This is a genomic window from Bacillus sp. JS (genome assembly GCF_000259365.1).
Lineage (GTDB): Bacteria > Bacillota > Bacilli > Bacillales > Bacillaceae > Bacillus > Bacillus stercoris.
Genome location: NC_017743.1, coordinates 3,610,154 through 3,636,046 on the forward strand (window position 1 = coordinate 3,610,154; position 25,893 = coordinate 3,636,046).

Here is a 25,893-nt window from a genome sequence, read left to right on the forward strand (position 1 = left end):
TTTTGAAAGATTTTATTTTCTGGTTTTCTTCGTTTCTTCTAATGTTTTATCAAACGATTGTGTAAAGAAGCCCTAATTCTGCATACTTTTCCAAACAATAGTTAAATAGTAGCAAATGTATTCAGCACCCCGCAATAGACGAAAAAAAGACTGGTGCGCAACCAGCCTTTCTTTTTCAATTATTGAATTAAACCTGACGGCACAACCGCCTTTCGTCCGACAGAATAATACTCCACTCCTGCAGCCAAAGCTTCATCCAATGTGTAGCAGTTTCTGCCGTCAAATATGAGCGGCGTTTCCATCAAATCCGGATAAGCCTCTAACGGGAATTGTTTAATGTCAGACCAGTCGGTTAAAATCATGACGGCGTCGGACCCTTTGACAGCTTCCTCGATCGTCTCTTTATATTCAACAGCTTGCGGGAGAACATGCTTTGCATGGCTAACTGCAATGGGATCGTAGGCTCTAATACGGGCGTCGAGCGCAGCGAGACGGTCTGCAATGACAATTGACGGCGCTTCCCTCATATCGTCCGTATTCGGTTTAAATGACAGGCCTAAAAGGGCAATCGTTTTTCCCGTCACCCCGCCGAGCCTGTTCAGCGCTTTATCAACCAGCATCGCCTGCTGATTGTTGTTGACTTTGATAACCGATTTCAGCAGTTCAAAATCATGCTCGACATTGCCGGCAATTTGCACGAGGGCGTTTGTGTCCTTTGGAAAACAAGAACCGCCGTAGCCAATGCCCGCTTTTAAAAACTGGCTCCCGATCCGCTTATCCTGTCCCATCCCGTAGGCGACCGCTTCGATATCGGCGCCGACCTTTTCACATATATTCGAAATTTCGTTTATAAAACTGATCTTAGTGGCCAGAAAAGCATTTGAGGCATATTTGATCATCTCAGCGCTTCTGATATCCGTTTTGTAAATCGGGATTTGAAACGGACGGAAGAGCTCCTCAAGCGTATCGGCTGTTTTCTTATCGGCTGTTCCGATCACGATCCTGTCTCCATGAAACGTGTCAAAGATCGCCGACCCCTCACGCAAAAATTCCGGATTGGATGCGACCGATATACTGATAGGCTCAGCTAGATGTTCAGTGATCAGTCCATTAATCAAATCGTTTGTCCCGACGGGCACTGTGCTTTTCGTTACCACAATGGCATCTCGTTTGACATGCTGTGCGATGCGTTTGGCCGCATCTGTAATTTGCTCCAGATTGGCGTGTCCGTCGCTTTTCTGCGGAGTGCCGACCGCTATAAAAATGATATCTGCCTGTTCCAAGCCTTTCTCATAGCTCGTTTCAAAGTTCAGCCGTCCATCAGCTGTATTTTTTCTCATCAGCTCTTCAAGACCAGGTTCAAATATGGGGGAAATGCCCTTTCTCATTTCATCAATCTTGTGAGCGTCAATATCAATGCAGGTTACATGATGTCCAATCTCAGAAAGAGAAACACCTGTCACAAGACCGACATAGCCTGTTCCGATGACTGTAATATTCATTGTTTCCCTCCAACAGTTAAATTGCTGCTTTGCAGCTTCCGTAATATCGTATGAGAACATCCTATCATGAATGCGAATGATCTCCCGCATAGCCTGTCGGGTACAGCCTGTACAGATTTCTGAAATGTGATTCAATCATACAATACACTATTATATCGCTCTCAAAAAGAAAGTGGTGAAATGAGAATCGGCTGTTAAAAGAGACCAAACAATTTTCTTCTTTTGACCGGCTGCGGAGGCTGTCTGAAGATGGTCTGGTTCCGCAGGAGAAGCTCCGCATTTTCCGTCAGCATGTAAGGGAAGTCCGGGCCGAATTCTTTCTGTAAAACATAAAGGGCCTCTTGAGTGTGAAAATTTCTCGTTTTCACATTATGGGCATCTGAGGCTACGAAATGGATCAAATTGGCTTCAACTAGCCGGAGAGAAAATGCTTTCAGCTGCTTGCCGAAGGTCCCCGCAAGACTTCCTGAAGTCATCTGAGATGCTGCTCCTTTTTCCACAAGATGATACAGCAAGGAGGGGTTTTCGCGAATTTCCCTGTTGCGTTCAGGATGGGCGATAACCGGAATATATCCTTTCAGCTGCAAATCATAAAAAAGCTGCTCCGCATATCGAGGAACGTGATCAAACGGAAACTCAATCAAGATGTATTTTGTGTCATTCAGCGAAAGAAGCTGGCGTTTCGCAAGGTCTTGTTCCACATCGCCGTAGATTCTGATTTCCTGTCCCGGAAGCACATGTAAAGGGATGTCTTCTTTGATTAAACGTTTGTTTAACTGATCTGCTGCTTCTTTGACTGCGGCCGGCTCATTTTCATACACACCGTTTTTATGATGAGGTGTCGCAATGATCGTCCGGATTCCCTGACGAACAGCGGCCTTTGCCATTTCTATGCTGTCAGCTGAATCACCTGCCCCGTCATCCATTGCCGAAAGAATGTGACAGTGAATATCGATCATGTCCTAGCCCCCTTTTTCACAAAAATAAATAACGGGCACGATGCACGTTATTTATTTTGCATGAAATTGTCTTTGTTTCCGTAATAACCGTATTCAGAGTGCTTTGAAAGCTTTTTGCCGTTCATGATCGCTCCAAGGAGCTTGCTATTGCACGATTCAAGTGCTTCTTTCGCTTTTGCGGCTTGTTCTTTTTCTGTTTTTCCGCTTGAAATAACCAGAACAGAACCGTCTGCCACGTTGCCTAAAATCTGTGCGTCTGCTACGGCAAGAATAGGCGGCGTATCAAAAATCACCATATCATATGCCACACTCGCTTCGTCAGCAAGCTCCTTCATCCACTTCGAGGAGAGAAGCTCGGCCGGGTTTGGCGGGATCGGGCCGCTCGTCAGCACGTCAAGATGTTTTTCATTTGAGGCTTGCACAGCTTGCTCCATTGAGCTTTTCTTTAATAAAACAGATGTTAAGCCAACCGTGTTTTCAAGAAAAAAGGCCGTATGTACTGTTGGTTTCCGCAAATCAGCATCAATCAGGAGCACTTTTTTTCCCTGTTGGGCAAATACGACAGCCAAATTGGCGGCCGTTGTTGATTTCCCTTCCCCCGGACAAGCCGATGTGATCATAACTGATTTCATTTGCCGGTCCACTGAAGCAAATTCGATATTCGTGCGAATCGTCCGATATTGTTCAGAGTTCAAGGATTTCGGTTCTGTCATTGCAATGACATTCCTGCGCATCCAAGAGCCTCTGCTTTTTCTAAGCGCCAAAATGTCCACTCCCCGCTTTTTCAGATTGGAAACCCTGTATGGCCTTTGCTGTTTTCTGCTCATTCGCAATGGTGGAAACCGTCCCTAAAACAGGTATGTCCAGCAGGGATTCGAGCTGCTCTTCCGATTTGATCGTATTATCCAAATGCTCAAGCAGGAAGGCCAGTCCGATGCTTCCCGCCAATCCGGCCGCAAACGCGATGGCGATGTTTAGAAGCGGCTTTGGCGATACAGGCGACGGATGTTCTGATACCTCGGCTTTTGACAAAATGCTGACATTATCAACATTCATAATGGATGTGATTTTGTCTTGAAAAACAGATGCTATAGTATTGGCAATATGAGCCGCTGTTTCCGCGTTTTCATCCCTGACCGATATGTTGACCACTTGGGAGTCCTGTTCGCTGGATACGGTAATTTTGTCATTCAGTTCTTGGGATGTCATCGACAGGCCCATTTCTTTAATGACTTCATCTAAGATGGCAGGGCTCTTAATGATGACATTGTACGTATTGATTAACTGAAGGTTGGTTTGAACATCGTTAAATTGGACTTCTTTTCGGTCGTTTTTCGATTGATTGACTAGAATCTGAGTTGAATTTTCATAGATGGGTGTAAGTGCGAAGAAACTAATGAGTCCGCCTGCAGCAGTGGCAGCTGCGGTTACAATCATAATCAAAAGTATGCGTTTTGTTAACGTTGATAATATCTCTTTTAAGCTAGTAGATTCTCCCATGATACCTCCAAATCTCTTATAACATCCTTTTCCATCTACGATTATACAACGTTGAAACCGCATTTCTAAAGCTTTTCACGTGACATAATTCGACATTATTTTACAAAACGTTATGTTCCTTCATTTTATGTAAGCGCTTCACCAACTGTCTTGACACTGCTGCCTCTTTTTCTCTTATTCAGGCAGTCACGTCATCTCGCATAAAAAAATCCCGCAAAAGGCGTGCGGGATTTTTATGTTGCATATCCATTTTTAATATGAGAAATCAAATTTTCAAGCATTTCCTTCGTCGTCATTTCAGATGACTGCTCACCAATTTCATGTGCATGCATCAAAATTTTCAGAAATTCTTCTTGATTCAATTTCTTTTCACTCATCTTTTTTTTTCCTTTCAGCTTCCATAAGTTGAAAACACGATTATTATATGATGCCGGTTATCAATTTGCAATCTCTAATACATCATTCGACACATCCCATTTTTTATGTCCTTTTTTAGGAAAAACTTTTTAAGGCCGATGTGTTGCGATATAATAGAGAAATTGGATCTTTTTATTACGTGACTCGGTTAGGAGCGATAATCATGCTTCAGAATATGATTTCCAAAGACGATGTGCTGGCATCTGCTGAACAGTTAAAGGAACTTCTTCCTTACAATGAGGAAAATGTTCAGCTGATCAAAAAAGCCCTTATTTTATATCGGCAGGATTCAGTCTATCGTTTACAAGCAGTGAGTCCGACGGAAATTACGGCTTACGTGCAGGATGTTGTGCCTGTGCGGGTCACATTGAACTTGTTTGTCATAGTCAAAAGCGGCTGTTCATGTCCGTCCGGAAGAATCTGCCGCCATATGCTGGCTGTGTTTTTATATGTATATGCAATGTTCGAGCGAGTGGGTACTTTTACAGAGTATTGGCTGGAGAGGGAAAAGCTTGAGGAAAGCAAGGAGCTCGTCCGCCGCCAGTTTCAGGAAAAGGTGCTGCCGAATGAAGAATCGCTTTCAAGCTGGCTCACTTTTTTTGATTCAGAGTTTTCTCTCTGGCAGGCACGCACGCCAGAAGGCAGCCAAAACATGCAGGGCCTCTATTACGGCTACCTGTCCGCATTAAAAAAACATGCGCCGAACAAACCGGAGCTGAAAAGCCTGTATCAGATTCATTCTGCGATTGCGGTTTGGCTTCGCATCTTCACATTGATCGAAGCAGGCAAGCTGAACCCCGAACAAGATTTTTATTCCCTCAATCCGTACGTTGAACAGCTGATGGATACAATCTACAGCTCTATTGATAAATTAAAAACGTACGCACTGTCTTTTGCGCTCGATCCATTTTTGGATAAAACACCGGATGTTATCCGGCATTTGCTGTTGAAAGAAGAAATTTTCCAATATGAACGCATCCGTGTCTTTGGTGAAATTTGGAGTGCGCTGCTTTCGCGTCCAAAATGGGTGACACGCGAACAGGAGATATTGAAAAATGAAGCAGGACGGCGTTTTTCTCCTGAATTGCAATTCGGGCGCCTGCATTTGGAGTTCCTGCAAAAGAATGATGACGTGATTTTTGCGGAAGTTGATCAATTCCCGCCGGAAGCGCTCCCTTATACGTTCCAATGGCTGAGTGAAATGACTGCCAAGAAGGACTGGAAACGGCTTAAAACATGGTACCAGCAAATTGAACCGATTGCGATGGGTTATACGAAGCTGGATAAGCCGTTTAAAGAGATTCGCGATGTGATCGGCGAGCTGTTCCTTCTGCTGAATGCCTATGTGAAGCAAACCAATGATCAAGCGCTGTTTGAACGCTATGCCGCGGGCTGTCTGCCGTATACGTTCACAGAATACAGCCATCATTTATATGAAAAAAAACGCTATGCCGAGTGGATTGAAATTCACAGCCTTGTCGGCTTTTCCATCAATGAAATGGATAAAATCATGCTGAAGGAAATTGGAGCGAGCGACCCAGAGGCGCTTATACCCGCTTACCATAGAGAAGTGTCCTTTTTTATCGATCAGAAGAACCGCAGCTCGTACAAGGAAGCCGCACGGTATTTGAAAAAACTGCGCACCCTGTACAGAAAAGCGAAGAAGCTGAAGGTGTGGGAGCGGTATATTCAGCAGCTGAGCTCACATTACAAGCGCCTGCGCGCGCTTCAAGAAGAACTGCAGAAAGGAAAGTTGATTGATGGCGAGTCTTAAAGAAATTCTCATCCACGTCGAACAAATGGAAGATGGATCATTTACGCTCTCGGCCTTTGATGAGAATGAGCAGCCTCTTCCCTACACCCATATGAAAAAGCATTTGTTCCAATGGCATGAATCCTCATTTTATGGAACCTTTCTTGAGGATGTCAGCTTCATCGGGACGACTGCTGTTCTGCTATCTCCATGGATGACTGTAGAGCTTCTCGGCAAAAACTCGTTCAACTCATTCAGCTCCGTGCAGCTTACAAAAGAAACGGAGCCGCTGATCGAGGCGGCATCGACCATCTATGAATTTATCGCAGACGGCGATTTTATGCCTGACTATGAAGCATGGACAAACGGTGTTTTTCGCTGGAAGGACCGCGACAATATATTGGAAGGCTTTACTGCGGAATGGTTTTCCGCTGCCGTTCAGGATTACATCCAATATGACGATGACCTGCGGGAGAAATGGGAACACATCAAGGAGAAATCGCCTGCGGTTACGACATTCCGCGGCCATTTTCTTGATGAAGAGGATTTTTTGGAGGGGATTGGCTGGATTGACGATCAATCTCCATTTACAGTCGGCTTGCGCTTAAATGAACCGGACTTTGACGGAGACGATTGGAAAATCGAAATGTTTTTACGTGATAAAAAGAGCGGTGCTGTAGAATTTTTTGACGGGCTGAAGAGCCTCAAAAAATCGTGGCAGGCGTACAGCGATAAAATTGCGCGTGAGCAGGACCGCTTTCACAGAACGGTTCCGTGGCTGTCATTTGATTCAGGGACAACGCTGATCTCTGAGGAAGAAGCCTGGATCTTCCTATCAGAAGCAAGTGAGACGCTTGTCGATATGGGCGTTGAAATTCTGCTCCCATCCTGGTGGCAGATCGTCAGAGACAGCAACATGATGCTGAAGGCAAAAGTGTCGTCGGCCCCGCGCGGCGAGTCATTTGTCGGCATGAATGCGCTGCTTGATTTCAATTGGCGGTTTGCGACAAATGGAATTGAGCTGACCGAGGCTGAATTTAATGAGCTCGTCGCCAGCAACAGGCGCCTCGTTAATATACGGGGGCAATGGGTAAAAATCGATCCGCAGTTTATCAAACAGATGAAACGCCTGATGGAAAAAGCGGAATCGGAAGGACTCCACATGTCTGATATTCTGGCGCGCGAACTAATGGATCAGGGGGAAGGCGGGCTTGAGGATTCAGATCTGATTGATACATCCGCTTTTGCCGGTATTCAATTTGATCTGTCCAAACAGCTCAGGTCACTGATTCGAAAGCTCACTGCCGCAGAAAACCTGCCGGAGCACGAAGTCAGCCCTTCTTTCCAAGGGACACTCCGCCCTTATCAGAAATACGGCATGAACTGGCTGCTATTTCTGCGGGAAAGCGGTTTTGGCGCCTGTCTGGCTGACGATATGGGGCTTGGGAAAACGATTCAAATGATCGCCTATTTCCTGCACGTGAAGGAAAGCGGCCGGCAAAAAACGCCTCATTTGATTATCGCGCCGACATCCGTACTCGGCAACTGGCAGCGGGAGCTTCAAACCTTTGCCCCTGATCTGTCTGTCGCGCTCCATTATGGGCCGCGCCGTATAAAGGGTGATGATTTCGCCGCTCATTACGAAAACGCAGACGTGGTGCTCACTTCATACGGATTGTCTCATGCCGATTCGGAAGAGCTTTCTTCTGTGACCTGGAGCACGATTTGCCTTGATGAAGCGCAAAATATTAAAAACGCGCATACGAAGCAATCACGCGCAATCAGAAAGCTGAAGGGGCTTCATCATATCGCGCTGAGCGGCACGCCGATGGAAAACCGTCTGACTGAGCTGTGGTCCATTTTTGACTTCATGAATAAAGGCTACCTCGGCAGTTTGACAGGCTTCCACAAACGCTATGTGCTGCCGATTGAAAAAGACCGGGACGAAAAGAGAATCGGACAGCTTCAGCAGTTAATCCGGCCATTCCTTCTCCGACGGACGAAACGTGATGAAGAGGTCGCGCTTAATCTTCCTGAAAAGCTGGAAGAAAAAGAGTTTATTCCGCTGTCAGCCGAACAGGCATCACTTTATGAGCAGCTTGTCAAAGACACGTTTGACCATATGACATCACTGACCGGCATGCAGCGAAAAGCGCTGATCCTCAGCATGCTCGGACGGCTTAAGCAAATATGCGATCATCCCGCGCTCTATTTAAAGGAAGAGCAAACCGAGCTGCTGGCTGGCAGATCAGTCAAGCTCGAAAAATTGCTGGAATTGATGACAGCGATCCGCGCCCAAAACGAAAGCTGCCTGATTTTCACGCAATACATTCAGATGGGGAACATGATGAAGCGGCTGCTTGAAAAAACGTTCGGGGAACCTGTGCAATTTTTAAACGGGAGTCTCTCCAAGCAGGAGCGGGATACACTCGTTGAGAAATTCCAGAGGAAAGAATATCCGACACTGATACTTTCACTCAAAGCTGGAGGCACGGGACTTAATTTGACCGCCGCCAATCACGTCATCCATTATGACAGATGGTGGAACCCAGCGGTTGAAAATCAAGCGACTGACCGTGCATACCGCATAGGCCAAGAGCGCTTTGTCCACGTTCATAAAATGATTACGACTGGAACAATCGAAGAAAAAATTGATGCCATGCTCGAATCGAAGCAAACCCTGAACGATCAAATTATCCAAAGTGAAAACTGGATTACCGAGCTTTCCACACAGGAGCTCGAAGAACTGTTTACATTAAGCGCAACAGCGCAATGATCATGACTAAAAAAGCTGGCTCTATAGAGCCAGCTTTTTTCCGTTCATAGCCGTCACGCCGAATTTCCAAGAATCCGTTACGCCGGTTATCAACAAGGATGCACTTTTGGTGCAGCACCTATACCTATAGCAAATGCTTAATCATATGTGCAACACCATGTTCGTCATTGGTCAAGGTGACAGCGTCGGCTATCGCTTTAATATCTTTCCGGGCATTGCCCATCGCTACCCCTTTTCCCGCAGCCTCAAGCATCGATTTGTCATTTAAACTGTCACCTACAGCCGCGGTTTCCTCGAGCGGAATGCTCAGCCGTTCCGCAAGCCTCTTCAGCGCCTGCCCCTTGGAAGCTTTGCGAGAAGAAAGCTCAAAGTTGTGCTCAGCCGAACTGACAAGCGTCAAATCTTCAGCGTGCTCATATCTTTTCCAGCCTGCCTCAAGCTTTTCTTTAAAGAAAGAAAAGCCGAGAATATTATAAAAATCGATTGGCTGATCCGCTTCAAACAGCTCTTGAAAGGAATTAATGTAAGCAAAGCCCGATTGGCTGTATTGCACCTCGGCCGCCTGCATAAGAACAGAAAGATCTGCTTCCGGATTTGCGCTTCTGAATCGGTCCAGTTCAACGTCTAGAAGTTCTCTGCCGTTTTGCGGTGTATAAATGGCTGAACCTGAGAATACCTCGTAATAATAGTTTTCTGATTCAAGCCATGAGAGAATGTCATACGCCCTTTGCTTATCAATGGTTTCGTGATGATAAAGCCTGCCGTCGGGATCGTGAATGACGGCGCCGTTTGCGCTGATGACCCACGTTTTGATCCCCAGCGGTTCAAAAATTGACCTGACATCAAAATGAGCGCGCCCAGTTGACACCACTACTTCAATGCCGTCCCGCTGCGCCTGCCGCAGTGCGTTTTCATTTTCCAAGCTCACCTGATGCTTGCTGTTGAGTAAGGTTCCATCTAAGTCAATCGCAATTAATTTCATGTTTGTCAGCCCTTTCCTTCATCCTGCTCTGTCACGAGAAGCTCCACGCCGTTGCGGTCAAGCAAGTCACAAAATGCCTGATTCGGCAGTCTGTCTGTGATCAAGAGATCGATTTCACTCAGCTCCGCATACTGATAAAAACTGGTGCTGCCCAGCTTCGAATGGTCTGCAAGCGCGATTACCTGCTTTGCCTGCTGAATCATTTTCCGCTTCACCATCCCATCTTCTTCATGCGCAATGGTAATGCCGTGTTCGGAAATACCGACCACACCAATCACCGCTTTATCGACGTGGTAGCTTGAGAGCTTTTCAATCACAGAGGCGCCGTACAGAAAGCGGTGCTCCTTTTCCAGCTTGCCTCCCAGCAGATAAATTTCAATTCCTTCTTTATCGGACAGCACATCCGCAAGATTAATTGAGTTGGTGATTACGGTACAATCAACCGCTTGCAAATGCTTTGCACAGGCCTGAACGGTTGTCGAAGCATCTAAAATCACCCGGTCACCATCATGAATAAGCGATGCTGCAAGCCTGCCGATCTTGTTTTTTTCCTCTGATACTGTTTTCAAGCGGCCGGAATAGCTTTGAATTTTCTGATGAACAGTCGGCAAAATGGCGCCGCCTCTAGTGCGGATGATGACATTCTGTTCCTCCAGCTTTACTAGATCGCGTCTCGCTGTATCCCTTGACACTTTCAAGAGCGTACAGATTTGCTCTGTTGTAATTCGGTTATGCTGTTTTAAAAAATCCAAAATCGCTACTAATCTTTCTTCTTGATACACGCCCTCATTCCTTTTCTTAGCAATCATCTTTAAGTAATTATAAGTTTTTTATCGATTTTATTCAACACTATTAAGTGTTTTTAAGCGAAAATGCATCATATGAACCAATTTTTCCTAAATAAACAAAAAGAAAGAACCAGTCTGGTCGACTGGTCATTTTCGAGGGGATGATGCGGAGATCCGACTGAGTGAATGGATAGAAAACGGGAGGAGCGGGGGTTGTCAATCAGCAGCTTTTTCCCGGGGTTTAGGGTCCATAAAACGAACAGTGTCAGCCAATACTTCTGTTACATACACGTTAACCCCTTCTGCGTTTTCATAGCTTCTTGTCTGAATCCGTCCGCTTACGCCGACAAGAGAACCTTTTTGGCAATACAACGCGGTGTTTTCAGCTGTCTTTCTCCAAAGTGTGCAATTGACGTAATCAGCTTCGATTTCACCTGAAGCATTTTTGAAGCTGCGGTTCACCGCGAGCGTAACGTGGGCGACTGCCGCACCGGCGGAAGTATAGCGAAGCTCGGGATCTTTTGTAAGACGTCCGACAAGCATGACCTGATTGAACATGCGATTCCTCCTCTCCTTGCGGTTGTATGTATTGTAAATGATGCAACAAGAAAAGAAAAACGCTTAAAAATGGCTTTCAGCCTCTGTTTTTATCTTTCGTTTTCATTTTCCCTTCAGCTAAAAACATCTTTTGCTTTTTCCCTTTAAAGAAATATGTACTTTTTAAAAAACGGAAAAAGATTTGCTTCGTCAGCCAATTTTGCGTATTCATGCGCACATAGGAAGAACCATCCCACGCAAACCACTGAAAGCTCAACTTTTTTTCCGGCATTGACAGCTTGATTTTATACTGCTCCATGCCATCTTGTGTTTCGTATAAAAAACTTATCCTTCCTTTTTTGTTCAGATGGACCTCAAACACTTCCTTACGGCTTAACATATATGTTACTTCCTTTTGAATCAAATGGTTTTCAGAAGGAGCGCCGTCAATATAAATTTCCTTTAAACGAAATTGATTCATACCACATCTCTCCGTAATCCATAGTCAGTTACAGTATAATGAAAAAATAGAAATTATTAAATGTTTCACTCATACAAAATTCTTTAGCCCCAGCATTGCAGCATTTTTTCCTCGAAAACGTTTATGTTATAATGGAAGGCAAGAAATCTTTGGAAGTAATCGGGGTGAGAAGAAATGAAAACCTTTAAACTGGTTGACCTGAATGTGGAACGAGTGGACAAGGAAGAACAATCAATTGAACAGTTTCCTCTTATTGACGGACTGATTATCAATAAAGAAGACGGTGAAAATCACTGGCTGATTGAAGCGCTTGTACAGAAAGAACATCTTTCTTTTTTTGAACAGCTTCAAAACAGCCAATCTGAAGCCAAAGTATTTGTAACGATTACGAAAAAAAGCAATCGCCCCGCCCAGCTGACAGCAGCAGTGAAAAATATCGTCAAGCTGGAAGAAAGCATACAGGTTTTACTCTACGGACAAATGGTCACAAGAAAACAGCAGGGAACTGAGACCATACTCGAATCCCTTGTAAAAGAGGGCTATACAGGAACAAAACTTATTGAGGCATTTAAGCAAAAAATATAAAAAAGAAGCGAAAAAGCCGCCGTTCTAAAACGGCAGCTTTTTTTCACTCTTGCATAATTAATTGGTATGGCCAAAAGAATCAACCAATTCCCCTTTCACAACGAGGCGCCCTTCGGTTTTGACCGCCTTGTCACATGTGATTAACGTAATCTCCTTTTTGTTTGTCTCCTCAATTACTTCTGCATCCATTTCCGATATGATGTTTTTAGATGTCACAGAATAGATATAATCTTTTTTAAAATCCGTGATAACAATTTGGGCACCTGTTTTTACGTTTTCCAGAGGCCCGAACAGAAGACTCTTTTGCTTCAAATGATGGCCTGCCAACGGATAATTTCCCTCGCCCATTTTTTGATCCGGGCGCATTGTTGCCGCCCCTATCAATAGATTTTCGTTGGTTGTTCCTTTTACGATCGGAAGCTCCAGATCGACGCTTTTAATCGTTATCCGTCCAATAACCGCTTTTTGATCGTGTTCAAAGCCGGCCTTTATGGCATCCATCAACTCAGGCGGTTCGATTGAATCAAATTCAAATTCCGCTTCTCTCTCATTATTTTTTTTCAGCTGCTCTACAGTTAAGGCCGACTCACTTTGGCTTTTGCTAAGATAGGCTATGATTCCTCCTTTGATATAAGGAGAAGAGATCAGCAGCAGTCCTAAAAGAATGAACACCGTAATGATCATTTTTTTGTACATGCAAAAAACCCTTTCTTATGCTTCCTTCTAAAAATGCGCCTTGTCAGTTTCACTTTTAAAAAAGCACCTGATCGGTTCTTCATTGATCAGGTGCCTTCCTATTTATCCTTTTCTTTGCTTCTTTCTTGAGGCAACAGCTAAGCCTCCGCCTGCCATAAGCAGCAGGATGCCAATCATGGCCGTCAGCATGCTGTCTGTATCTCCGGTTTTTGGAAGAGTGTTGTCTGTGTTCGTCTGACCATCCGAGCTGCCAGCTGTACCATTGGTTTTCGAATGATCTCCATCATCTTTACCATTTCCGCCCGGTGTAGGTTTATCAGGATGATCATGTTTATCTGGCGTTGGTGTTTTCACTTTTTGATTAGAAACAACGATCTCAACAGCTTTTGACTGTCCTTTTTCAATTGTGAATTCAATCGGTGTTTCATCAAGTTTGTAACCTTCGGGAGCCTTTGTTTCAATCAACTGATAGCTTCCAGGGGCAAGGCCTTTTACAGTGAACTGCCCAGTTTGATCCGTTTTCCAGAGTTCAGAAAGCTCTTTTCCATATCCGTCAGTTTTTACAGGCTTGCCGCTTTCATCCAATAACTTGAATTCAGCGCCTTCCAAAATGGTATTTTTATTATCTTGATCCACTTTTTTCACATTTACGTCACCTGGTGCCAATATGTTTTCCGCGGTGATTTCGACTGTTTTTGTGTCTGTGTTTGTGATCTTGAACGATATAGGAGTTTGGTTCAACTCATAATCTTTAGGCGCTTTTGTTTCAACAAACTGATATTCGCCAGCTTTAAGGCCGTGCACCGTGATTTGTCCTTTGTCATCGGTAACCAAACCGGACTTCAGCACTTTGCCATTGGCATCTGCCAAATTGAACTCCGCGCCTTGCAGAACTTTATTTTTATCATGTTGATCCACTTTGGTGAGAACGACAAGGTTCTTTGTATTAACCGCTGTCACTTTCACTTGCTCAGGTTTGCCGCCATATTCTGCTTTAATGGTGAATGACACTGGTTTTTCGGATAAAAGATATCCATCTGGCGCCTGTTTTTCAACAAATTGATAGCTTCCCGGCGCTAACCCGTCAACTTCAATTTTACCGCCTTCTTTTGAGACTAGATCGTCTCTCACAGTGTTCCCATCGCTGTCCGTGATTTTGAATACCGCACCTGCTAAGCCTTTTCCATCTTGGTCTTCCTTCGTCAGCTGAACCGATCCTTGATAGTTCACGACGATCCCGGCATCTGCGGATTTTGGCGTTCCTGCGGCTGATTCAGAAATGATAAACTCTTTTTTCTCCGTGTTCAGCACATAACCGGCTGGCGCTTTCGTTTCCACAAAGGCGTAGCGTCCCGGCGCAAGACCCGAAGCCTTCACTTTTCCGTCTTTATCGGAAGTCAGCTCTTCTTGAACCGTATTTCCTTTTTCGTCGACAATGTTGAAAACTGCCCCTTCAAGCTTCTTGCCTTCAGCATTTTCCTTCGTCAACTCAACGGAGCCTTTATGGTTAATGGCTACCCCGGCATCTGTAGCTGCAGGCTTTCCTTCAAAGGAATCAGAGATCTCAAACTCCATTTTCTCTGTATTCAGCACATAGCCCGCTGGCGCTTTCGTTTCAACAAAAGCGTAGCGTCCCGGTGCAAGGCCTGAAGCTGCGACTTTCCCGTTTTTATCTGAGGTCAGTCCTTCTTGAACCGTATTGCCTTCGTTGTCGATAATTTTAAAGACGGCTCCTTCAAGCTTCTTGCCATCGGCATCTTCCTTCGTCAGCTCAACAGAGCCTTTATCGTTAACGACGATTCCGGCATCTGCGGCTTCAGGTTTTCCTGCTGCAGATTCTGAGATGATAAATTCTTTTTTCTTTGTATTCAGCACATAACCCGCTGGCGCTTTTGTTTCCACAAAGGCGTAGCGTCCCGGCGCAAGGCCCGAAGCCTCAATTTTACCGTCTTTATCTGAAGTCAGCTTCTCTTGAACGACCTTCCCATCTTGATCGACAATGTTGAATACTGCGCCTTCAAGTTTTTGGCCTTCAGCACTTTCCTTCGTCAGTGAGACTTTCCCTTGATAGTTGGTCATTTTCCCCAAATTAACATCAGAAACTTGATTCTTTTCATTCTTTGCGATTGAGAAGTGAATCGCTTTTGTATTTACGATAAAGCCTGCAGGAGCTTGTGTTTCTGTCAAGCGATAGTAGCCCGCCGGCAAACCGTTCATTTCTACTTTTCCGTTTTTATCCGATTTGATATCTGTTCGTATGAGAGTATAGGTGCCGTCATTTGACTTTTTCTCCAGCTTGAAAACAGCACCTGCCAAAGGGTTGTTTTGTTCGTCTTGTTTGATAAGCGTCACCTTGTTCTGTTGATTTACGACTTTGTACAGCGCTCCTGTCTTGGAGGAGTTGCTGTCTATTTTCACAGAGACTCCTTTTGCATAAGCATCACTGATGGTATATCCGTCAGGCGCTTTTACTTCTTTTAATACATAGGAACCATAGCGAATATTTCCAAATGCAAGCTTCCCGCCGGCATCCGTCGTGCCAGTGCGGAGGAGCTGTTTGGAGTCCTCAGACCATAACTGAAATTCTGCTCCTTCTAGAGCTTTATCGTCCTCTCCAGTCTTAAAAATCGTCAGGCTTCCTTTTTCTCCAGATCCGGAACCGTCACCGCTTGAAATAGCAACAAAGATCGAGCTGCTGTTTTCTTGAGTCTGCTCCTTCACATTAGTTCCTGAAATGGACACCTTATTTTTAACATGGCCGCTCGTGCCGGCTATGTTAATTAGAGACCGGTATTTAATCACATAGGCACGGTCAATTTGTTTATAGCTTCCTATAAATGTAAGGACAAATGATTGTTCACCTGTTGTATTGTCCGTTTTGATGTCTAACGTGTAATCCTTGTCTTTTTGAAGCTCAAGATCGCCCGCGGTCAGATTTCCGCTGCTGTCTTTGACCACTCCGTTTTCATCATATTTTGCTTGATATACTTTAAAAGAATCTGCATCTAAAATTTGATTTTCATCCGGCGTGTCTGTGACTTTTACATCATCCAGCGTTGATTGGCTGGAGTTGACATTGATGTTCCAATCGATGTAGTTTCCATTTTGTTTGCCGCCTTTGAAAACCAGGCTTCCTCCGTTCGTAACTGAAACAGAGCCCGTCAACGTACGGTCTGCATAGCCGTCATTATAGTAGGTTGCCTTGTTTGTGTACTGATTCTGATCAATGACCTGTCCTTTGAGTGATGTCTTAAACTCAATCAGATATGGTACAGAATCGCCTGTTTTAAGATGTACCGTCAGAGTGCGTTCATTATTCGCAGAAGGCTCTTCGACATCATACTTGGAAGGATCAAGCGCGTCTCCTTCTGTGATCGAGCCGTTTTTATTGATCGTATAACTCTTAACGACAACGGAACCCGGCACAAATTGCTGAGGATCTGTTATGGCATCTTTGATATAAGGATTTTTCGTCGGCTCGCCGTTATAGTTGACGCCGATTTTCCACGTAATTTCCTTTGAAACCGCGTTGTATGAACCGTTTTTAAACCCATTATTTGAAGTCTGGTGATTCGGCGTAAAACCGCTTGATACTTTATTCGTGCGCTCATTGCCGTTTTGATCAGTCCATGTCGCCTGAGCTGTATTCTTAACGATTTCGTTAGAATAATCGGCATTGAATGTTGTCGTATAAGTGATCTTAAATTGACTGTCTGTTTTTGCATAATCCCCGATCAATGCCAAAGTAAAGCCTTTATGATCCGGTTTTTTTGTTAACGTGTAGTCTTTGTCTTTCTGCAATGTTTTGTTGTTCGTTATGTCTTGAAGCTTGAACGATTCATCAAGCAGAACCATTCCGCCGCTTTCAAATTGATCATTCAAAGTCCAATTGTTCATCAAGTATTTATTTTTATTAACGGTAATCGTCCAATCAACCGTCTTCTTTTCATAATCTACGTTTGAATATCCTTTGATGAGATTCTGCTGAATGGCTATTCCGGAAGCTTCTTTTGAATCCCCTGTTCCGGTCACCACGCTATTGGTGTATGTTGTAGATTTATCAATGATCACTCCGCTGTTGACCTTTGTTTGATATGTGATTTTGTAAGCGCTGGTAATGGTTTTATTAAATTTGATTTCAAATCCGTTTCCATTATCGATCAGCGTGTAGTCTTCGCCTTCCTTTAAAGGCGTTCCCGCTTGCTCGCCGCCATTCTGTCCGAAGGTAATAGGAACAACCTTCAAGGAATCTTTTACAAGATGCAAATCGCCAGTTCCAAAAGAATCTTTAATGCTGGCCTTGGATTGGTCGATCTGTTTCTCACCGTAGTTGTATGCAAGAGCCCAGCTGAATGTTTGAGATTCTCCATCATAGCCTGTTGATGATTTCGCGATCATTTTTCCATATTTGGCTGCAACAGTGGCTTCTGCAGAAATGGGTTCCAGTTGATCTCCGCTGAATGCTGCCTTGTTCGTCAGCGTTATATTTCCGCCTTCACTCGGCTTCGCACTATTGTCAATGTCGGTTTCGTATATAAGGCGGTAGGCTGAATCAATTGTTCCGTCAAATGTGACATTTCCTTTTGAATCAACACTGTAGCCGGAAGAAACTTCATTTCCTCTGCTGACAGAACCATCAATGTTCACATTGAGTTCATACACTTTAACTGAACGGTAGATTACGCCATCTGGAAGGCTCTCCGTGAGTTTGGCATTTTTGACTTGATCCAACTTTTTATTGACATCGACCGTCCATGTTACTTTACCAGGGTTGATGCCTTTATCCAGCACACCTGATTTATCAATGGTTTTACTCACATTGGGTTTAAAATAAACTGTTGTTTCAGGCGTATCGGCATTCACAGGGAATGGAATCTTTTGTGTGGTCGAACCCGTAATTTTTTTCTCGTTGAACTGCGTATTGATAACCAAAGTACCTTTGACATGAGAACTTTCTTTTATCTCGCTGTTAAATGTCATCACCACATGTCCGTTCGTATCAATAGAAAATGTCCCGAAGGTGGTGTCTCCGGCGCTTAACGGCAGGTTCACAATGTCATTATGCATAATAAATTCTTTAGGCAAATCAAATTCATATTTATCGCCGGCATTGATTGTTTTTCCTAAATCGTCAGGAATGGCCCAATCAATTGAAATTTTCACCGGAGAATTCGTATTGGCGCGATTGCCCTTGTCATATGGCTCTCCGTTTTCGTCCGTCAATGTCACGCCAGTTAAAATATTTTGCGTGATTTGTTTTTCTTCAGTTTGCAAGCTTTTGAAAGCTGATTGACTTGAGGATGACACTTTTTTTGAGTCATCACTCTTAGAGGATTCGCCGCTCTTAGAGTCCGCTGACGGCTGTTGTTCTTCCTCTTTTTGCTCCTTGCTGGCTGAAGGTGCAGATTTGTCATCTGCTCCTTTCTGATCACCCGCAGTATCAGAAGAGTCGTTTTTTGGCTCTTCCTCCTCATCATCTGGTGTCTCCTCTTTCTTAACTGGGATGATCACCTGCTGGGTTTTGCCTCCCCCTAGCTGAAAAAGAGCTGCTGCTGTATGTTCATCGTCTTTTACATCTGCAGTAAACTTAGCTGGCAGTGTAATGGTCCCCTTGGCATCAGGAGAATCCGCGGATGCAGTTGTTAATTTTACCGTCATGGTGCTGCTGCCCGCCGGCACTTGATAGCTGCCGATGACCTGATCAGCAGATTTGATCTCACCTTCTGCACCTTTATCAAATGTAAAGCTTTTAGGTATCTCCACATTGATATCCTGTTCGCTATCTGCTTTTTTGTCTTTTTTCAATGACAATTCATATGTCAGTGTCACGTCGTCCCCCGGTGTTAGTGCCGGTTCGCTTCCTTTTGATCCGTCAACAATCCGGCCCTTGGCGTCCTTAACTGTTACCGAATCGAAGAATTGACTGTCACTTGGCGTTACACCTACAGCCTGCGCTGTAAGAGTATAGCTGGCGATCTGGCTGAAGAAGAAAAAGATGGCAAGGCTTATGATCATGACGATCCGCCCGCTTTTTTTCAGCCCTAAGGGAAAACTCCTCGTTCTCAACTTTTCATTCCTCCCTCTCCTATCTATTTTTCACTTGCCGATTGATCCGCGAGACCATAACATCATGTCTCATCCCCCACAATGAACTGCTAATACCGAATGTGCTCCAAAACTAAGATTTGCCATCCGAACCAAACTACATTGTATGAAATGGAACTATACAATTTCTGTACAACTCAAAAATCATGTATGATTGAAGTGAATTGGAGAGTTGAAGATTCAACCAGGAGACATATGGCAAGCTGACATGTACAAAAAAACCAGTGTGCATCGAAAGGTAATCGACACATACTGGTTTGAGAGTTTTTTAATTAATTTGATCCTTCATTTGTTTGTAACGCTGATATTCTTTTATCGCCTCTTCTACCTTCCCGTTTTTGTTAAATAGCTGCAGCTTGTATTGCATAATTTTATGATCGCAAGGCTCAATTTTCTCGGCTTGCAGGCAAACGTCCATCGCTTGATGATCGTTCATTTCCTGAATATGATAATCGATCAGTTCATAAGCCTTTCCAAGCCAAAGCTGGGAAAGACGCGCCTTTTCCGGTTCTGCCCAAAGATAGCCGTGCTCCATTAGATAATGATTTTGATAGGACATGAAAATATCCATGTGCAGATGTAATGTAGCTTCATTGAGCGGAGGCGCCCCTTTGAGTAATTTTTCCCATTCCACAACATCGATTTTTGCGTCTGAAAGCCGAAGAATATATCCAGTATCAGTCTTCTCGATTGTTTGGCTGAAAGGGATCTGGCTGAATAATTTTCGTATTTGATAAATGGTGGAGTAAAGCTGGGTGCTTGCTTTTGAAATATCATAATGAGGCCAAAAAAGATCGATCAGCATGTCTTTACTGACCACACGGCCGTGATTGTGAAGTAAAAATAAGTATATTTCACGTGCTTTCGACGTTCTCCACTTGACTGGAATGTTTGTTTTGACACCCTTTAAGATTTGATGAAACTGCAGGCTTCCAAAGCATTGGATCGAAAAATGCGCCTCGGTGTTTTCTGCATTTTGTCTGAGCATATGATTCGTTTTGATTCGTTCAACAGTAGTCTCAAGCCGCTTGTATACGACAGGCTTCAGCAAATAATCAATGGCATTCAGCTCAAACGCTTTGATAGCAAACTCATTATAAGCCGTGATGAAAACGACTTGGATGTTTTCATTCATCGATTGAATGGCCTCAGCAAGCTCAATGCCATTTACCCCCGGCATTTCAATATCAAGAAACACCGCATCTACAGCAGGAGTCTCAGGATGCTCCAAGGCTTCAACCGGATCTTGATACGCCATAATAGATTGAAAGGCGTTTGTTCGTTCAAGCATTTTCTTAAAATGAAGCAATGCCAAGTGCTCATCATCAACAATTAACGCTTTCACAAAACATCCCACCCTATATGTAAAATCGAGATATCAGTAAATAACTTCTATTATATCATGACAAATAACCCCTTTATCTGGATTCTTTTTCTTTCTATTGTAGTTTTTGAAATTTTGCACTTACAATATTTATAAAAAAATAGGAATTTAGAATGATCTGATCCTATTTGAATAAAGGAGCCATGATATGAAAGAGAAATTCATCTTTACTTCGATTATTTTCGGTTACGCTGCATTCTTTATGGTTTTCATTGCCATTGACCATTCTTCCGGGTCAACGCTTCCTGAGGCAAGGCATGGGGTCATGAACTTAGAGAATTGGGATTTTCAGAAGGATGGGAATGTACAGCTGAACGGAAAATGGGCATTGTATCCAAATCAGTTTCTGTCACCAAAAGAGATCGCTACAGCAAAAGGAAAAGATCCTCTCTTCGTTGATGTTCCCAGCAATGTAAAGCTGTCCCAACAAGGTATGAATGTAGATTACGGAACATATAAGCTAACCATAAGATCAAAGCAAGACCATCAGGTATTTGGGATCAGCACGTCGTTTATTTACAGCGCCAATCGCATCTATTTTAATGGACAACGCATTGGCCAAAGCGGAAGCCCTTCAGATAATCCTGATTTCGCGGCACAAAACCGCCCATATACGAGCTTTTTTACGCTTCACAAGGGTGACAATGAACTTGTCGTACAATTTTCGAACTTCGGAAAAACGCCGGGATGGGGAATCGCAAAGCCAATTACTTTTGGCACTCAGGACCAAATAGTGCGGGAAAACAAAATTTCCTTTCTTAATGATACAATCATGATTACAGCTTTTTTCATTACCGGATTATATTTTCTGGGCTTTTTCCTGCAAAGAAAAAAAGATAAACATTTGTTGTTTTTTTCTGTTATGTGTCTTCTGTTTTCGTTCATTATTCTGATGATCGGAAAAGAGCGGATTATATTTCTCCTTTATCCGTCAATTTCATTTTCATTGCTAAATTCATTGAGGGCCATCTCTACAGTGCTTGTCAGCATTGCGGTTTTTCTTTATCTCTATTTTGCTTACAGAGAGATTGTTTCAAAGCGTTTTATTCGCATAGCCACCGTTTCTTCGGGACTGGTCTTAGTCACAGATTTTTTAACCGTCGGTTTTATCGGCCATACCTCGTACATCTTACATTCTGTGCTAGCCGTCTCGACTCTGGTTTATATTACATATATTTTTACGATTGCTGCGATCCGCAAAATGGAAGGAAGCCTGTATCTGACCATCGCCTCTATATCAATGAGTGCTTTTGTCATTTTAACCACCATATCAGCTTATAGCGGCAAAACAGCCTTTTCCTTTAATTCGATTTATTCATTGCCAACAGTTATCGCTTTGCTGGCGATCGTTCTGCTAATGGCACAGCAATTCGCCGGGGCATTTCGTGAAAATGAAGTGCTCTCGTGGAAATTGCTCAAAAGTGACCGTTTAAAAGATGAATTTATCGCCAAAACATCACATGAATTCAAAACACCGCTGAACAGCATCATTAATATATGCCAGACCCTGCTGGCCGGCAAAAGAAAAAGAACAATAGAAGAAGAGAAGGAAAATATGCAGCTCGTCATCCGCATGGGCTACAGGCTGTCCAATCTCGTAAATGACATCTTGGATTTAGAAAAAATAAAGCAGGGCATGCTTCAAATCCATCCGGTTCCTGTTGATATTTATACTTTAGTTTGTTCGGAAATGAATTTCTACAATCTTTTATCGAGACATAAAAACTTGAATATGGTGAATCATATCCCGGACGATCTTCCTTTAGTGCTCGCGGATGAAAACCGCTTCCGCCAAATATTAACCAATTTAGTCGATAATGCAATCAAATATACAACAGAGGGCCAAATCACACTTTCTGCTTCAAGACTGAACGACAGCATGATCAAAGTGACAGTAATGGATACGGGAAGCGGCATTTCAGAAGCTGATCACCAAACCATCTTTGAGTCTTTTCAGCAAGCCGAAGCGAATAAAGACGATGGTGCCGGTCTTGGCCTTAGCATTGTCAAACAGCTGGTTCAGCTCCAAAACGGAGACATTTGGGTCGAATCGAAAGAGGGAAAAGGTTCGGCATTCCATTTCACATTGCCAATCGCCCAAAATGAATCTGTATCTGAAACAAAGAAACGTCTTCCTGAATTGCATTCCAGGAAAGATCTGTCGGATATCTCATTTAGCACACCTTATTACTCTGAGCGTATTGACGCTCCAACCATTCTGATAGTCGATGATAATATTGACAGTTTAAAAATTTTGAGTGATATGCTTGAAGGTGTGCCCTACAATGTGATTGCTGCGAAGAATGGAAAGGAAGCATTAGAAATCATCTCTTGCACGAAGCTTGATTTGGTTATTTTGGACTTGATGATGCCGGATATGACTGGTTTTGAAGTCTGTATGAAAATTCGCGAACGATTCAGCATGGTCGATCTCCCGGTTCTGATGATTACAGCAGCCATTATCGGCCATGACAAATACAAGGCGTTTCATGCCGGAGCGAATGACATTTTGCAAAAACCTTATCATTACTCTGAATTTATGGCGCGTATTCAAAACCTGATCATGATGAAACATACAGCAAATCAAGCGACAAGAATGGAAATGGCATTTCTCCAATCGCAAATCAAGCCTCATTTTCTTTATAATGTCTTAAACACGATTATTTCTCTCACGCATTTGGATATTGAAAAGGCCCGGGAGGTAACAGAGGAATTTACCAACTATTTGAGAATGAGTTTTGACTTTCAAAATACATCTGCCATCAGTTCCTTCAGACATGAGCTTTCGATTATCAATTCCTACCTTTCTATAGAAAAAACGCGATTCGGCAATCGGCTTGAGGTTCTTTTCGATATAGATGAAGACATCGACTTTATCCTTCCGCCTTTAATGATTCAGCCCTTGGTGGAAAATGCCGTTCTTCACGGTGTCAGCAAGAAAAGAGGCGGAGGATGGATCAAACTGACAGCTAAAAGACAAAGCAAAAATGAGTATTACATCAAAGTAGAGGATAACGGTGCCGGGATGACTCCGGAAAAACAAAAAGAGCTCTTATCAGCGGATTTCGATCGCAGCGTTGGATTAAAGAATATCAATCAGCGGCTGAAACATTTTTGCGGAAGCGAGTTGATGATCAGCAGCAATCCGGATGCAGGCACCTCAGTCTCAATGCTCATTCATCTCGCTGAAACAACGGAAAGCCCCGCGGGACTGAGGAGCACCTAAATGAAAATAGAGATAAAAAAAAGACGCCGTTTCTAACGGCATCTTTTTTATTCCGGCGACTTCGTTTGCTGCTTCAGCAGGTCTCTGATTTCTTTCAGCAGCTCCTCCTGCGCATCCGCAGCTTCCTCCGCCGCCTCTTCTTCTGCTGCTTCTTTTTTGCGCCTTAATCCATTCAAAGTCCGAATGACGATAAAAATGGAGAACGATATAATTAAGAAGTTCACAATCGTCTGTATAAAGCTGCCATACTTCACTACAGCGTCGCCAAACGTAAACGACAGGCCTGAGAAATCAAGCCCTCCCAGCAGCAAACCGACCAAAGGCATAATGATATCATTTACTAGAGATGTGACAATCTTGCCGAAAGCGCCGCCTATCACAACACCAATCGCTAGATCTACGATATTTCCCCGCATGGCAAAGGCTTTAAATTCATTCCACATACAATCACCTGCTTTTCTATTTTTGTAAAGAAAAAGACAAATGTGCCGCTGGCCATCTGCCTTTTTTCATTTATTCTCCGAGGGCAAAAGTCAGTTCAACTTCGCAAACGACTTCGCCATCAACTGTGGCAACGCCTTTTCCGCGCCCGATTGTGCCGCGGGCACGAATGATTTCAACCTCTAGGTGAAGCTGGTCACCAGGCTTGACTTGTTTTTTAAAGCGGCAGTTATCAATGCCTGCAAAAAAAGCCAGTCTGCCGCGGTTTTCTTCTTTAATCAGCATCGCAACAGCTCCAACTTGAGCAAGCGCTTCTACGATTAATACGCCGGGCATAACCGGATACTGAGGAAAATGTCCGTTAAAGAACTCTTCATTTGCGGTTACATTTTTATAGCCTTTCGCCCGTTTGCCTTCTTCAACTTCCGTAATCCGATCCACAAGCAAAAACGGATAACGGTGAGGAATAATTTCTTTAATTTGCTGAGTATCAAGCATTGTCTTGACATCTCCTTCATCTGCATTAGTATGTATAGCAATCATCAAAGATCCAATCTGTACATTTGAAAAGTATATTATGAATTAATCTCTTTTTCAACTGCACTAACTATGTAACCAACTGTCAATGAGAGCCGTCAAAAGTTATGATATGATAATTATAGATTTTACCAATAGCAAAGAGGTAGGAAAATGATTTCGAAGTTTATTGAAAAAAGAATGCTAAACATGTTAGACGAGTGGTATTCCGCAATGAGCAAACGCAAAATGAATCACGTTTGCACACTGAAAGAGAAAATTGACCAGCACCTTCCGAAGATCAAAAAGAACACAAAGCTTTGGATGCGTTATCAATTGTTTCAGGCCCGCCATCAGCTGCTTTTTGAAAACCAGAACGGACTCGATTCATTGTTCGATGACCTATATGGCCTGGAAGACAAAATGGATGATGAATTGAAGTACTATCTGTATTTTTTCTCTGGATTATATGAAATGGTAAAAACAGCTCCGAAACATGCAGTACATCATTTTAAAAAAGCTGAACAGTACCTGGCCGCCATTCAAAATACGTTTGAAGCCGCTGATTTATATTATCAAACCGCCGGCGCCTATTACTTGATGAAATCACCGCCGCTTTCCATCCAATACGTCAAAAAAGCATTACACATCTATTTGCACCAATTCGGCTATATCAAAAAGGTAATCACCTGTAAACTTTTGCTTGCCGTGAATTATATTGATCAAGAACGCTATGAAAAAGCTGAACAGCTTTTCAAAGAAATCATTAACAAAACCCAGCAACTACATGACGAAAACCTGCTATGCCACGCTTATTATAACCTTGGCTTTTTAAAAGCGACCGAGAAAAAAGACCAGGAGGCGCTTCTTTACTTTAAAAAAGTATTAAGGAATCAAGAATTTGAAACGAATTCTCCCGTCTCGTATCTGCACTGTGTGTACGAGTCTGTCAGAGCGCTGTTTAAAACAGGTAACATCACAGAAGCTAAAGCCGTCCTTCAAAAAGGAAAAGAATTATCTGAAAAGGTAGACATTCAAACCATTTATTTAAAATTAAAAACGCTTGAAGCACTCTACACCTCAGTGGAAGATCCCTATGAGCAGCTGCTCGAATATGTGATTGAATTAGAAAAAATCGAGGCCTGGGTGGATTTAGAAGTCCTGCTAGAAGATATTACGGAATACTACAAAAAAAAGGACGATTTCGAAAAAGCCGCTTTTTTTATCATGCGCGGCTGAGTGAAA

19 protein-coding genes and 1 pseudogene are annotated in these 25,893 nt (G+C 43.4%); 6 read left to right on the forward strand and 14 right to left on the reverse strand.

Annotation, left to right across the window (positions count from 1 at the left end; translation table 11 throughout):
- Positions 1 to 179: 179 nt before the first annotated feature.
- From uglF to MY9_RS18315, 5 genes are all read right to left on the reverse strand, one after another.
- Positions 180 to 1,502, reverse strand: a complete 1,323-nt coding sequence (uglF, locus tag MY9_RS18295; RefSeq protein WP_014665649.1) for a UDP-glucose 6-dehydrogenase UglF — start codon at positions 1,500 to 1,502, stop codon at positions 180 to 182.
- A 194-nt stretch (positions 1,503 to 1,696) separates the two neighbouring features.
- Positions 1,697 to 2,461, reverse strand: coding sequence for a tyrosine-protein phosphatase (locus tag MY9_RS18300; RefSeq protein ID WP_014665650.1), 765 nt, complete (start codon positions 2,459 to 2,461; stop codon positions 1,697 to 1,699).
- A gap of 47 nt (positions 2,462 to 2,508) precedes the next feature.
- Positions 2,509 to 3,225: a tyrosine-protein kinase PtkA gene (gene ptkA, locus MY9_RS18305; protein ID WP_040081589.1), complete on the reverse strand. Its 717-nt coding sequence runs from the start codon at positions 3,223 to 3,225 to the stop codon at positions 2,509 to 2,511.
- The gene (gene tkmA / locus MY9_RS18310) at positions 3,215 to 3,961 is read right to left on the reverse strand and encodes a protein-tyrosine kinase activator TkmA (protein ID WP_014665652.1); all 747 of its coding nucleotides are present in this window, start codon (positions 3,959 to 3,961) and stop codon (positions 3,215 to 3,217) included. The genes ptkA and tkmA overlap by 11 nt, the downstream gene beginning before the upstream one ends.
- Before the next feature lie 233 nt (positions 3,962 to 4,194).
- The gene (locus MY9_RS18315) at positions 4,195 to 4,338 is read right to left on the reverse strand and encodes a hypothetical protein (protein WP_003242876.1); all 144 of its coding nucleotides are present in this window, start codon (positions 4,336 to 4,338) and stop codon (positions 4,195 to 4,197) included.
- A 203-nt stretch (positions 4,339 to 4,541) separates the two neighbouring features.
- Here MY9_RS18315 and MY9_RS18320 point away from each other — a divergent pair, with 203 nt between their 5' ends.
- A complete protein-coding gene (locus tag MY9_RS18320; RefSeq protein WP_014665653.1) occupies positions 4,542 to 6,152 on the forward strand; it encodes an SWIM zinc finger family protein in 1,611 nt (536 codons plus the stop codon).
- Entirely contained in the window at positions 6,139 to 8,907 is a 2,769-nt protein-coding gene (locus tag MY9_RS18325; protein ID WP_014665654.1) for a DEAD/DEAH box helicase, read from the forward strand. Before MY9_RS18320 ends, MY9_RS18325 begins: the two co-directional genes overlap by 14 nt.
- A 124-nt stretch (positions 8,908 to 9,031) precedes the next feature.
- On the opposite strand, the gene ywpJ is transcribed toward MY9_RS18325, so the two are convergent.
- From ywpJ to ywpG, 4 genes are all read right to left on the reverse strand, one after another.
- The gene (ywpJ, locus tag MY9_RS18330) at positions 9,032 to 9,889 is read right to left on the reverse strand and encodes a phosphatase YwpJ (RefSeq protein ID WP_014665655.1); all 858 of its coding nucleotides are present in this window, start codon (positions 9,887 to 9,889) and stop codon (positions 9,032 to 9,034) included.
- Positions 9,890 to 9,894: 5 nt separating this feature from the next.
- Positions 9,895 to 10,671, reverse strand: coding sequence for a transcriptional regulator GlcR (gene glcR / locus MY9_RS18335; protein WP_041521435.1), 777 nt, complete (start codon positions 10,669 to 10,671; stop codon positions 9,895 to 9,897).
- 222 nt (positions 10,672 to 10,893) lie between these two features.
- Entirely contained in the window at positions 10,894 to 11,235 is a 342-nt protein-coding gene (gene ssbB, locus MY9_RS18340) for a single-stranded DNA-binding protein SsbB (protein WP_014665657.1), read from the reverse strand.
- A gap of 76 nt (positions 11,236 to 11,311) precedes the next feature.
- A complete protein-coding gene (ywpG, locus tag MY9_RS18345) occupies positions 11,312 to 11,695 on the reverse strand; it encodes a DynA interaction protein YwpG (protein WP_014665658.1) in 384 nt (127 codons plus the stop codon).
- Between the two features lie 174 nt (positions 11,696 to 11,869).
- On the opposite strand from ywpG, the gene MY9_RS18350 reads away from it, so the two are divergent.
- On the forward strand, positions 11,870 to 12,280 hold the full coding sequence (locus MY9_RS18350) for a YwpF-like family protein (RefSeq protein WP_014665659.1): 411 nt from the start codon (positions 11,870 to 11,872) through the stop codon (positions 12,278 to 12,280).
- A 57-nt stretch (positions 12,281 to 12,337) separates the two neighbouring features.
- On the opposite strand, the gene MY9_RS18355 is transcribed toward MY9_RS18350, so the two are convergent.
- The 3 genes from MY9_RS18355 to MY9_RS18365 all read right to left on the reverse strand — a co-directional run bounded on the left by MY9_RS18355 (position 12,338) and on the right by MY9_RS18365 (position 20,426).
- Positions 12,338 to 12,976, reverse strand: coding sequence for a class A sortase (locus tag MY9_RS18355; protein ID WP_014665660.1), 639 nt, complete (start codon positions 12,974 to 12,976; stop codon positions 12,338 to 12,340).
- 102 nt (positions 12,977 to 13,078) lie between these two features.
- Positions 13,079 to 19,042, reverse strand: coding sequence for a SpaA isopeptide-forming pilin-related protein (locus MY9_RS18360; protein ID WP_041521436.1), 5,964 nt, complete (start codon positions 19,040 to 19,042; stop codon positions 13,079 to 13,081).
- 307 nt (positions 19,043 to 19,349) lie between these two features.
- Positions 19,350 to 20,426, reverse strand: coding sequence for a response regulator (locus tag MY9_RS18365; protein WP_014665662.1), 1,077 nt, complete (start codon positions 20,424 to 20,426; stop codon positions 19,350 to 19,352).
- 811 nt (positions 20,427 to 21,237) lie between these two features.
- On the opposite strand from MY9_RS18365, the pseudogene MY9_RS21980 reads away from it, so the two are divergent.
- Positions 21,238 to 22,503, forward strand: a pseudogene (locus tag MY9_RS21980) (sensor histidine kinase); the annotation flags it as partial.
- 225 nt (positions 22,504 to 22,728) lie between these two features.
- The gene (locus MY9_RS21985; RefSeq protein ID WP_237711727.1) at positions 22,729 to 23,691 is read left to right on the forward strand and encodes a histidine kinase; all 963 of its coding nucleotides are present in this window, start codon (positions 22,729 to 22,731) and stop codon (positions 23,689 to 23,691) included.
- A 47-nt stretch (positions 23,692 to 23,738) separates the two neighbouring features.
- On the opposite strand, the gene mscL is transcribed toward MY9_RS21985, so the two are convergent.
- Positions 23,739 to 24,134, reverse strand: coding sequence for a large conductance mechanosensitive channel protein MscL (gene mscL / locus MY9_RS18375; protein ID WP_014665664.1), 396 nt, complete (start codon positions 24,132 to 24,134; stop codon positions 23,739 to 23,741).
- A 70-nt stretch (positions 24,135 to 24,204) separates the two neighbouring features.
- Entirely contained in the window at positions 24,205 to 24,630 is a 426-nt protein-coding gene (gene fabZ, locus MY9_RS18380) for a 3-hydroxyacyl-ACP dehydratase FabZ (RefSeq protein ID WP_003221796.1), read from the reverse strand.
- 192 nt (positions 24,631 to 24,822) lie between these two features.
- Here fabZ and rapD point away from each other — a divergent pair, with 192 nt between their 5' ends.
- Positions 24,823 to 25,887 carry an aspartate phosphatase RapD gene (gene rapD, locus MY9_RS18385; RefSeq protein WP_014665665.1) on the forward strand — a complete coding sequence of 355 codons (1,065 nt, stop codon included), beginning with the start codon at positions 24,823 to 24,825 and terminating at the stop codon, positions 25,885 to 25,887.
- The last annotated feature ends 6 nt before the right edge of the window (positions 25,888 to 25,893 follow it).

Coding starts and splice junctions, on each gene's coding strand:
- fabZ (WP_003221796.1), bottom strand. CDS start 24,630: ATGCTTGATACTCAGCAAATTAAAGAAATTATTCCTCACCGTTATCCG.
- tkmA (WP_014665652.1), bottom strand. CDS start 3,961: ATGGGAGAATCTACTAGCTTAAAAGAGATATTATCAACGTTAACAAAA.
- MY9_RS18315 (WP_003242876.1), bottom strand. CDS start 4,338: ATGAGTGAAAAGAAATTGAATCAAGAAGAATTTCTGAAAATTTTGATG.
- MY9_RS18325 (WP_014665654.1), top strand. CDS start 6,139: ATGGCGAGTCTTAAAGAAATTCTCATCCACGTCGAACAAATGGAAGAT.
- rapD (WP_014665665.1), top strand. CDS start 24,823: ATGATTTCGAAGTTTATTGAAAAAAGAATGCTAAACATGTTAGACGAG.
- MY9_RS18355 (WP_014665660.1), bottom strand. CDS start 12,976: ATGTACAAAAAAATGATCATTACGGTGTTCATTCTTTTAGGACTGCTG.
- MY9_RS18350 (WP_014665659.1), top strand. CDS start 11,870: ATGAAAACCTTTAAACTGGTTGACCTGAATGTGGAACGAGTGGACAAG.
- ywpJ (WP_014665655.1), bottom strand. CDS start 9,889: ATGAAATTAATTGCGATTGACTTAGATGGAACCTTACTCAACAGCAAG.
- MY9_RS21985 (WP_237711727.1), top strand. CDS start 22,729: ATGCTTGAAGGTGTGCCCTACAATGTGATTGCTGCGAAGAATGGAAAG.
- MY9_RS18320 (WP_014665653.1), top strand. CDS start 4,542: ATGCTTCAGAATATGATTTCCAAAGACGATGTGCTGGCATCTGCTGAA.
- mscL (WP_014665664.1), bottom strand. CDS start 24,134: ATGTGGAATGAATTTAAAGCCTTTGCCATGCGGGGAAATATCGTAGAT.
- MY9_RS18300 (WP_014665650.1), bottom strand. CDS start 2,461: ATGATCGATATTCACTGTCACATTCTTTCGGCAATGGATGACGGGGCA.
- uglF (WP_014665649.1), bottom strand. CDS start 1,502: ATGAATATTACAGTCATCGGAACAGGCTATGTCGGTCTTGTGACAGGT.
- ssbB (WP_014665657.1), bottom strand. CDS start 11,235: ATGTTCAATCAGGTCATGCTTGTCGGACGTCTTACAAAAGATCCCGAG.
- ywpG (WP_014665658.1), bottom strand. CDS start 11,695: ATGAATCAATTTCGTTTAAAGGAAATTTATATTGACGGCGCTCCTTCT.